The organism is Streptococcus pseudopneumoniae ATCC BAA-960 = CCUG 49455 (assembly GCF_002087075.1).
Taxonomy (GTDB): Bacteria; Bacillota; Bacilli; order Lactobacillales; family Streptococcaceae; genus Streptococcus; species Streptococcus pseudopneumoniae.
On record NZ_MWSM01000058.1, the window covers coordinates 20,802 to 29,204 of the forward strand.

Genomic DNA, 8,403 nt, shown 5'->3' on the forward strand with positions numbered 1-8,403 from the left:
TTCTAAAAATAGTGCTTCCGCTTGTTTGTCAAGTCGTTGAAAACCATCAAATGGTCTTTATCCACACCCTTCATCAGTCTGGACATAAAGGGTCTGCCATATCTTTTCTGAATATCAGCAGAAATCAAATTGGTGGTAATAATTGTATTTGAACGCTTATTCAGGATATTGTAGAGAATAGTAAACGACCACTCACTATCCTTTTCCATGCCCAAATCATCCAAGACCAAAAACTTGGCACTGGCAATTTTATTGACCAGAAACTCTTCCTGACTAAAATCAGCTTTAATCTTCATCAACAAGTCCGTCACATTGATAAAAATCGCAATCTCTTTCGTGTACTCAGATAGAGCCTTAACCATCGCAAAGGCCAAATGGCTCTTACCAGTTCCAGCTTCTCCTTGTAACACGATGTTGTTCCTAGCCCCCTCAGACCACTCACGACAAATCCTCTTTGCAAAAGCTAGCTTTTCCGCTTCTTTTTCAGTGGGTGTCTCAAAGTTGTCCAAAGTCGCATTTTTCAAAACCTCATCATAAAGAGAAAACTTCTCAAGATAGTATTTCCTCTCTCGCTCATTCTCAGCGTCGGCCAGTTCATTCACTCTTGCTTGATTCTCCTCATGGATCCGCTCAGATTCACACATGCGGCATACAACACTCTCAGTCCGCAATATCTTTATCAAAGGAATGTTATGCTTTTCGCAAAACTCATCTTGTTGTTCTGTATTCCTGTGATAAGATAAGGCAATCTCCTCAAACACATTGTCTACCATGACAGACGACCTCCACATTCATGCCAGCTAGCCATTTCAGACAAGCATGCAACCACTTGATGAATTGGTTGGTCTGCTAAAAGAGTTTTCTTCTCGTAGCTTAACGGATAATAGTCAATCTCGAATTGTTCAATTAGTTCTAGTATCCCCATTCGTCCTTGGCCTCCTGTTCTTCTTTCTTATCCTTATTCTTTTTCTCTGATTGACGAACCTGTTCAACAGTGGTAACATTGTTCATCTGCCAATTTCTTAAAATCCCACCAATATATTTGATGTTCGGCTTTCCTGAGTTAATAGCAGTCTTCAATGCTTCCTTCACCAAATCCACATCATTCTCATTTAGGAGATGGTTGATTTCTTCAATTTCAAATCCAGATAAGAGCCTACGAAATTCAGATTGAAAAAGTTCTAAGATATTTTCTTGACCACCACTACTAGTAGTAGTAGTTATTCTTTTCTTATTCTTATCTTTATCTAATCTATTCTTATTCTTATCTTTATCTTCTTCTAGTGCGTTACCGTCCGTTACTGTAACGTTACCTGTAACGTTACCAAGAGCAAGATTTTTCTGTTTTTTACGGTATTTGGCTACACGGTTGCGTGTCTGTTCCTTTATTTTCTCCATTCCGTCAACGTTTTGATGTTTTTCCCAATTTGGCAAGCTAATAATACCATCGATAATCTCAATCATCCCAAACTGTTCAAAAACTCCAATAGCCATTCTTACTGTATTCAATGGTCTACGAAAAATAGTAGCTAACATTTCATCTGTATAGTGAACCTTATCAGTCATCATCAACAAACCATTACTGTTATGTTTTCCAGCAAGTGTCAAAATCTTGAACCATATCACTAAGATGGCATCAGGATCAGGCAAGGCATCAATCAGGCAAATCTTTTCATCGTCAAAAATATCGGTTGTGATTTTTATCCACTTAATTTCAGACATACCTAGCACCCCACTTCCTACGGTTAGCGCGATACTTCATTCGCATATCCTCATAGATGTACCTGCCTTCCAGCTCCATTTTTTCAATCTTTAGCAGCTTATTTTTAAGCTCCACATCACGATAGTCCTTAGCTAGTTTTTTATAGTCTGTTAGGTATTCTTTGACTAGTAATAGATTTTTATAATCGTTTTCCCATGTCGTAATAAAATGTCTTGAAGTTGATTCCCTTCCTTCCAGTTCTTTAACAATCATAATCAGGTTATCCAGCGATTCAATCAATTCTTCCATTTCCTGACCTCATCATTACAAAAGTCTGATTGCAGACTGTTTAGGTTCTGGCAAAGCTAACGGCTCAGGACGCAAGCCTACAGGCGGTTCGTTGTCATATGTGAATCCTTTGAACTCTCTACGGATATTCTTGCGAATTTCTTGCCATTTGTCCTCTCTACCACGTTCATATGCATGATTACGCACTTGGATAATCATAGACGCAAATTCTTGCTCTTCTCGTCTTTCTTCTTCCTTGCGTTGTTCCTGCAATTTGATATGACGGCAAGCCCCTGCAAATCCAATCAGCAAAGCTCCAACACCCATAAGCTGGTCTAAAATCGGTGGTTCAAACATTTTTAATCTCCTAAATAACTTTTTCTTTCAGTGTTTCAAAAACTTCAAACTTCAAATTTGTCTGTTCTTTTATTTTCTTCAATACACTAAGCACTGTGTCATCTTCGTTAAACTGAATAATGGTATCACTTATAACTAGTTCGTAGATGTTAGACATAATTCTATTATCAGTCTCTGTTTGTTCATCGGATTCTAGTTCTGAATCGATTTCGTTCTCATAATTTTTGAGAGCGTTAGCGGATTCATTAAATCCATGAAGTAACAATGTTCTCTGTAAAATTTCATTCACATCAATGTATTTATCTAAGCTTTCTCTTTCTCTTGCTCGTTTTGTTTCTTCAGGAAACAGAATATGCATTCTATCAAATATTTTGCTAAGTATTTTTACATTCTTTTTGGTTGGTTTTGTCTGAGTATTTACAATACTAGCCATCGGATATCCTTTAGTAAATCCAAGTTTTAAATCTAAATCACTGGCAGAAGACGAAACTTCTTTTCTAAGATTTTTTAAAATATCAATAAGCAAAGTTGCCCACATTATCGACATAAAATCATGACCAAATGAACCGTTGTAATCATTTGGTTTGTCAAGTGGATTAAATTTCTCGTTGGATAAATCTTGTACAATTTTTTTAAGATTTTCATCTTCGTGCTCATATCTTTCAAAGAAATTTCGCAAACCTGGTCTATTCTCTTTTTTCATCTTATGTTTGTATGCTTTTTTATTATTCATCTTCTCTCTCCTTATGCTCTTAATTTTCGTACTTCTTTCTCTAATTCCAAAATCTCATAAACATCATTAATATCGTACATAATATATTTCCCTTGCTTACGAAATCTCAATCCTTTACGTTCTAACTTCTTAATATAGCTATGAGTGAAGCCAAACTTCTCCATCAAAGCCTGTTGATTGATTGGCATGCGATCATTCTCTAATTGCTCCTTGACCTGCTTTTCAGCAAAAGCCAATAATTGATTTGTGAACAATTCAGCACTTTCGCCGTCTAATCGTAATTGTAACGTTATACCTTCCATTTTCTACATCCTCTCAACTATGCGGGCAAGCATTTTTGTGATATAATGGTTTAAATTGTTTTAGTATGCGCCTGATTGCCGTCAGGTGCTTTTTTGCGTTGTTGTCAAACTGTTTTACTTTCCAGCGCTCTGAGTTCTATCTCATGGCTGACTTGTCTAAATAGCTTCTCACACGCTATTTTAGCTTCTCTGTACGTTGTAGATTCGCTGATGAAGTAATCAGCAAGTTCGATAATTTTATCTTCCATTCAACCTCCTATATCGGTCTTGAGACTGATGTAATATCCTCCTAAATTGCTATAATACTCTTGACTAATATCTCTCCCGTTTTAGTCAAAAATTTAACAGAAAGGAGGTTCAAAAAATGAGTAAGCTTAGCCATAAGCCAAACCACGTTGTTAAGAAACTAACCTGGGAAAATCTCGATAATATTCTATTATCTAATTTTTCAGAGTCGACTACTGATAAACCTAGCGCAGTAATTCAGTTATCTGATTTTGAAATGTCTAAAACTGAAATTATCGAAGAAGCAACTGCTCAAGGTTATCAAGTTATCGATAATTCTGATGGTTACTTAAAGTTTCTATAACGAATTTTAAAGATGATATATTTGTACGATTTACATCAATATCTCTTTTTAACTTAGCAATCTGATGGTTACTTAAAGTTTCTATAACGAATTTTAAAGATGATATATTTGTACGATTTACATCAATATCTCTTTTTAACTTAGCAATCTGTCTATCAGATTGCTTTTTTCTTTTCCCACTATACGGATATCGTCTTGGTCTCATTTTCTTTCCCTCCCTACGCTTGACTAAATGCGTTCAGTTCCATGATTTTCATCTTGGTATTGGTGCTTGGCTCCCACGTCATCCAGTAAGCTAGAGCGGCATCCGCATGCTTCTTGGGTAGCAAGTCATAGCGACTAATGTTGAAGTGGTCTTTAAAGTCAATCTCAGCTTGTCTAAATACCGACTGAGCAAAAATCTTATCCGCATAAGCTGGGCTATCAATGCCACCCAGGCAAGCCACAACCCTAGCCTTACGCTTCTTCAGGAGCGACTGAGCATAGCTTGGATGAATCGGTTGCTCACTCTTGAGGTAGTCAATATCCTCCAGCATGGTCGTCTGTTGCTCACGCAATTTCTTCTGGCCAGTGAAGAGAGCGATAAAAGCATCCTCGTCCAAATCCTCGCGAATAAATCCGCCCTGCTTACGAATAGCTGGCAAGACCTCTGATGTCACCCAGCGCTTGAACTCCTTAGCTTGAGGCAACTTGCTGGATAAGATAAGAGAGTAGAGACCAGATTCGTTGATGATCAACATATCCTGTGTTCCACCACTAGTAGGGATGCCCTGTTTTAGGGCGTCCTCTTCATCAACGTGAAGAGCAATCGCATTTCTAGCCTTGCTATATCCTAGGATGTCTGCAACATCCTTCCCGACAAACCAAGGCTCGTCATCAATTGTCAAAGTACGGACTTCCTGCCCGTGAAAATTAAAAATTTCGTTCATAAAGTTCCTTTCTAAATTTGGTATAATGAAAATAAAACTCGCCAGAGCTATTTAAGTAAAGTATTTTTAAACGACTGTTTGACAGATACTATATGAGGCGCTTCACGGTTATTTATATAATCAACCTGAATAAGTGTCTCTGGCACTTCATCTGTCTTTGTTTCCCAAATTATCTTGATACCTTGAAGACCAATATCTTCTGCTTGAAAATCAATCCCGTTCAAAATAACTCGTGGAATACTAGAGTCGCTATCTATCTTAATTTCTAAATTTTGAATTGGTAGTAAATTTTTTGATAGGCTGCTCATATCTCTTTCCTTCCTATTGTTCTCCCCATTTTGCTATAATTAAAGCAGGTCCTTGAGAAATTTTTCAAGTTCCTTACGCTGAGACTCAGCAAGCTCTGCTCTTTCAATAGCTTGTTGAGTCATCAGTGTTTTAAGACTACTACTTAATTTTTTTCTATCGATGTAACTATTTTTAAATTCCTTATTTGCCATCTCTTCCTCTCCTTTCTATTTTTCTCTCCTTTTTGCTATAATAAAAGCAGAAAGGAAGTGATCTAATGCCACAAATCACCAATGATAATGTCCAGATTTGGACACTCTATATCACAGTAATAATTGCAGTTATCGGTTTTGTTTTTAATACCATTTCACTCTGGCAAACAAAGAAAGCTACAGAGGATATGGCAAAGCCTTATATTAATGTTTATGTAGATGTCTATGCAGTTAAAAATCAACAACGTACCTTTGTTTTTAAAAACTTTGGCCAAACTCCAGCATATATAGATAATATTCAGATAGATGGCGAATTGGATCCATTGAATTCTGTACACCGCTTCAACTCACTTATCGGAAATATGATTGCCCCAGGACAAAAATTTACATCATCAATAGACCCAGATTATAAAGGTCGAATTACACTGACAATTACTTACTCCGATAGCAAGAAACACAAATATATAAACAAGTTTGTACTTGATGCTACATTGGCATCTGCAATGTTCTACACTGTAAACGAGAGCAATAAAAGCGATTCTCCAGCTACAGCTATCAGACAATCGACCATGGCTCTATTACGCGATCTACGATAGAACCATCTCCGAGCGATTTTACAGTTCAAACATCACGTAAGAATTCAATTTTTATCTCAACAGTTTCATCGTCAAGTGTATTGGCGATGATTTTATTTTTTGCGTCAATCGCTTCGTTCAAGTCTTTACAAGTTAATTCATAAAATACATTTACATTTGCATTCATCTCTTCCCCTCCTATTAGTGAATTTTTTTGTTCTATTTTTTGTTAGCAATTCTATCCATTGTATCTAAAGTAAGTTTTTGTATCTCTTTTCGTGCTTGCAATTCATTGTCAAAAAAATTCTCAAGCATTTCGGTCAATCTATTCGAATATCCTCGCAATAGCATTACCGTCACCAAAAATGAAGTAATAGCTGATACAATGACCACATAAAGAAAAACTTCCATCTTCCCCTCCTACTCCAGCACCTTACTGCCGACTACCAATCGTTTAACGACAACGTCCATCTCCTTAAATTCGGCATTCTCTGCACAGTAGCGGACGCTCTCGCTGATGATGTGACAAATAGATACTCCGTATTCGTTCGCCAGCTCCGTAGCGATCTCCCAGGCATCTCTGTCAATCCGTGTTACTTTTTGCGCTGCGTTGTTCATAGTATTTCCTCCTACAACATATCTTCTACCCTACACCCTAGCGCCTTAGCGATGACCACCGCCTGCGACAGCGTCACTGCTTTCAAGTCGTTCTCGATCCGTGACAAGGTCGTGTAGTCTATCAAGGTTCGCTTGGCAAGCTCACGCAAGCCCAGCTTTTGAGCCATTCTCAGCTCCCTCATTTTCGCTCCATACATTGACTTTTTCCTTTCTACTAATAGGTCTTTTCAAAACTGTTGGTACTTGTCAACAGTTTTGATAGAATTATTCTATCGATTTTGAAAAAGTTTGACCTTCTTTGATATTAGGTGTTTTATTTCACTTTTCGTGAAGTCTGGGGTGTGAATATATCGCCCAATTCTTTACCGAAATAATGGGCGATTTTGAACATTTCACTCAGTTTAAAATCTTGTTTACCTAATTCTTTGTTGCGATAGCTATTCTCGCTTTTTCCAATAACATCTGCCATTTCTTTCTGAGAAATATTCTTTTCCTTCCTCAGTTTATATAAAAGAATTTGCAAACCATAATCACCTCCTATTCATTTTAAAAAAACCATTTCCAGATGAAGTACACCCAGATAAAACCGGTTAGCATCCAGCAGACCACATTCCAAAATTTCTTCTTGTCTTTCATGACAAATCTTTCGAGATATGCTATACTAATAGTGAGCTTTGGGGCTTTCGCCCCGCTCACCCCACTTCTATTTCAAGAAGTGTTTGATTAACTCAACACTGGCTGTAATCACTGTTGAGATAACCAGAGCCTTAGGACCGTCAAGCCATGGCTCTTTTTTTGTTGCCTTTTCAGGCTTTTTGCGTCTCCGCATATCTCTTTTCCTCCTGTATTTATTTGATTGATTACCTCAACCATGATTTAATTATACCTCACTTTTCGTGAAGTGTCAATAGTTTTTTTGCGAAAAAACAAAAAAACTTTTCTTTCCGTGAATATTTTGTTATAATCTACTTAATAAAACACTCAGGAGAAATATATGACTGACAAAGAATTAGCTATATACATCGGAACAAAAATAAAAGAATATCGATTACAGCGCGGATTGACGCAAAAAGAATTAGCTACTTTAGTGGATATGGGTGATACAACTATAGCAAACTATGAAAAAGGTTTCCGTACTCCTAAAAAGAATACTTTGTTTAAAATATCCTCTGCTCTCAGCGTAACTATTGACGATTTATTTCCACCTATTCGTAAAGCAGACACCCCCACAGCGTCCCCAGATTCGCTCACACAGCAGATAAATGATAAGTTGGTACAATTAACCCCAGATAATAAAAAAATCGTCCTACGGACTTCTGAGGAGCTTCTGAAGAGTCAAGACGCAAACGGCGAGATGTACACAGAGCAAAACGAAGAAGAAACGAAGATAAACGAAGTATCGGAGAAAGTTATCGACTTGTACCAAGTTGAGGTAGTATCTGAGACGGCAGCAGCTTCTGGATTTAACTATGGATTTGGGTACGACGATACAGACAGAGAGACTATAGAGGTTGACGAGCAACCACCACGTCACGATATTGCGACTAAGGTCAGCGGAGACTCCATGCAGCCTGACTACCAAGACGGAGACATTCTCTATTTAGTAGACAAAGGACTGACCACCTACAACGGAGATTTGGCAGTTATCGCATACGGAGACCGTTCTTACTTCAAAAAGATCTATACCGAAAACGGACGCTTACGCCTCGTATCACTCAATGACAAGTACGAAGACATCACCCTAGACTTCCCACCAGCCGAAGACACACACATCAAGATTTATGCAGTTGTCGGGGTGTATAGAGGGGAA

The 8,403-nt window shown here is 37.7% G+C and carries 20 protein-coding genes; 3 read left to right on the forward strand and 17 right to left on the reverse strand.

Annotation, left to right across the window (positions count from 1 at the left end; translation table 11 throughout):
• Positions 1-2 precede the first annotated feature (2 nt).
• From B4W83_RS10880 to B4W83_RS13020, 8 genes are all read right to left on the reverse strand, one after another.
• Positions 3-773, reverse strand: a complete 771-nt coding sequence (locus tag B4W83_RS10880) for an ATP-binding protein (protein ID WP_000228206.1) — start codon at positions 771-773, stop codon at positions 3-5.
• Positions 767-925, reverse strand: a complete 159-nt coding sequence (locus tag B4W83_RS13015) for a hypothetical protein (RefSeq protein ID WP_000511763.1) — start codon at positions 923-925, stop codon at positions 767-769. Before B4W83_RS13015 ends, B4W83_RS10880 begins: the two co-directional genes overlap by 7 nt.
• Positions 913-1,722 carry a phage replisome organizer N-terminal domain-containing protein gene (locus B4W83_RS10885; protein ID WP_001289773.1) on the reverse strand — a complete coding sequence of 270 codons (810 nt, stop codon included), beginning with the start codon at positions 1,720-1,722 and terminating at the stop codon, positions 913-915. Before B4W83_RS10885 ends, B4W83_RS13015 begins: the two co-directional genes overlap by 13 nt.
• Positions 1,715-2,011 carry a hypothetical protein gene (locus B4W83_RS10890; protein WP_000391808.1) on the reverse strand — a complete coding sequence of 99 codons (297 nt, stop codon included), beginning with the start codon at positions 2,009-2,011 and terminating at the stop codon, positions 1,715-1,717. Before B4W83_RS10890 ends, B4W83_RS10885 begins: the two co-directional genes overlap by 8 nt.
• Before the next feature lie 15 nt (positions 2,012-2,026).
• The gene (locus B4W83_RS10895) at positions 2,027-2,347 is read right to left on the reverse strand and encodes a hypothetical protein (protein WP_000462819.1); all 321 of its coding nucleotides are present in this window, start codon (positions 2,345-2,347) and stop codon (positions 2,027-2,029) included.
• A 10-nt stretch (positions 2,348-2,357) separates the two neighbouring features.
• A complete protein-coding gene (locus B4W83_RS10900) occupies positions 2,358-3,080 on the reverse strand; it encodes a hypothetical protein (RefSeq protein ID WP_001060361.1) in 723 nt (240 codons plus the stop codon).
• Positions 3,081-3,091: 11 nt separating this feature from the next.
• Positions 3,092-3,382 carry a hypothetical protein gene (locus B4W83_RS10905; protein WP_000398533.1) on the reverse strand — a complete coding sequence of 97 codons (291 nt, stop codon included), beginning with the start codon at positions 3,380-3,382 and terminating at the stop codon, positions 3,092-3,094.
• Positions 3,383-3,486: 104 nt separating this feature from the next.
• Positions 3,487-3,630: a hypothetical protein gene (locus B4W83_RS13020; protein WP_000389586.1), complete on the reverse strand. Its 144-nt coding sequence runs from the start codon at positions 3,628-3,630 to the stop codon at positions 3,487-3,489.
• 116 nt (positions 3,631-3,746) lie between these two features.
• Here B4W83_RS13020 and B4W83_RS10910 point away from each other — a divergent pair, with 116 nt between their 5' ends.
• On the forward strand, positions 3,747-3,971 hold the full coding sequence (locus tag B4W83_RS10910) for a hypothetical protein (RefSeq protein ID WP_000040988.1): 225 nt from the start codon (positions 3,747-3,749) through the stop codon (positions 3,969-3,971).
• A gap of 218 nt (positions 3,972-4,189) precedes the next feature.
• Here the strand turns inward: B4W83_RS10910 and B4W83_RS10915 are convergent, their stop codons facing one another.
• Genes B4W83_RS10915 through B4W83_RS13025 form a run of 3 tightly spaced genes read right to left on the reverse strand, consistent with a single transcriptional unit; the run spans position 4,190 to position 5,400 of the window.
• Entirely contained in the window at positions 4,190-4,900 is a 711-nt protein-coding gene (locus tag B4W83_RS10915) for an ORF6C domain-containing protein (protein ID WP_001002355.1), read from the reverse strand.
• A gap of 47 nt (positions 4,901-4,947) precedes the next feature.
• Entirely contained in the window at positions 4,948-5,208 is a 261-nt protein-coding gene (locus tag B4W83_RS10920; protein WP_000097022.1) for a hypothetical protein, read from the reverse strand.
• Positions 5,209-5,247: 39 nt separating this feature from the next.
• Complete coding sequence (locus B4W83_RS13025) at positions 5,248-5,400, reverse strand: hypothetical protein (RefSeq protein ID WP_001284373.1); 153 nt, start codon at positions 5,398-5,400, stop codon at positions 5,248-5,250.
• Positions 5,401-5,465: 65 nt separating this feature from the next.
• Here B4W83_RS13025 and B4W83_RS10925 point away from each other — a divergent pair, with 65 nt between their 5' ends.
• On the forward strand, positions 5,466-5,996 hold the full coding sequence (locus B4W83_RS10925; RefSeq protein WP_001135684.1) for a hypothetical protein: 531 nt from the start codon (positions 5,466-5,468) through the stop codon (positions 5,994-5,996).
• Positions 5,997-6,021: 25 nt separating this feature from the next.
• On the opposite strand, the gene B4W83_RS13030 is transcribed toward B4W83_RS10925, so the two are convergent.
• From B4W83_RS13030 to B4W83_RS13725, 6 genes are all read right to left on the reverse strand, one after another.
• On the reverse strand, positions 6,022-6,162 hold the full coding sequence (locus tag B4W83_RS13030) for a hypothetical protein (protein WP_000993373.1): 141 nt from the start codon (positions 6,160-6,162) through the stop codon (positions 6,022-6,024).
• Between the two features lie 32 nt (positions 6,163-6,194).
• Positions 6,195-6,386: a hypothetical protein gene (locus tag B4W83_RS10930; RefSeq protein WP_000451679.1), complete on the reverse strand. Its 192-nt coding sequence runs from the start codon at positions 6,384-6,386 to the stop codon at positions 6,195-6,197.
• A gap of 9 nt (positions 6,387-6,395) precedes the next feature.
• Positions 6,396-6,593, reverse strand: a complete 198-nt coding sequence (locus B4W83_RS10935; protein WP_001057655.1) for a hypothetical protein — start codon at positions 6,591-6,593, stop codon at positions 6,396-6,398.
• Between the two features lie 11 nt (positions 6,594-6,604).
• A complete protein-coding gene (locus B4W83_RS10940; RefSeq protein ID WP_000274131.1) occupies positions 6,605-6,790 on the reverse strand; it encodes a helix-turn-helix domain-containing protein in 186 nt (61 codons plus the stop codon).
• 116 nt (positions 6,791-6,906) lie between these two features.
• Positions 6,907-7,116, reverse strand: coding sequence for a helix-turn-helix transcriptional regulator (locus B4W83_RS10945; RefSeq protein ID WP_001166514.1), 210 nt, complete (start codon positions 7,114-7,116; stop codon positions 6,907-6,909).
• A 180-nt stretch (positions 7,117-7,296) separates the two neighbouring features.
• On the reverse strand, positions 7,297-7,422 hold the full coding sequence (locus tag B4W83_RS13725) for a hypothetical protein (RefSeq protein ID WP_007284831.1): 126 nt from the start codon (positions 7,420-7,422) through the stop codon (positions 7,297-7,299).
• A gap of 165 nt (positions 7,423-7,587) precedes the next feature.
• Between B4W83_RS13725 and B4W83_RS10950 the strand changes: the two genes are divergently transcribed.
• Positions 7,588-8,403 (forward strand): S24 family peptidase (locus B4W83_RS10950; RefSeq protein WP_083022290.1); only part of this gene is annotated, 816 nt, incomplete at its 3' end.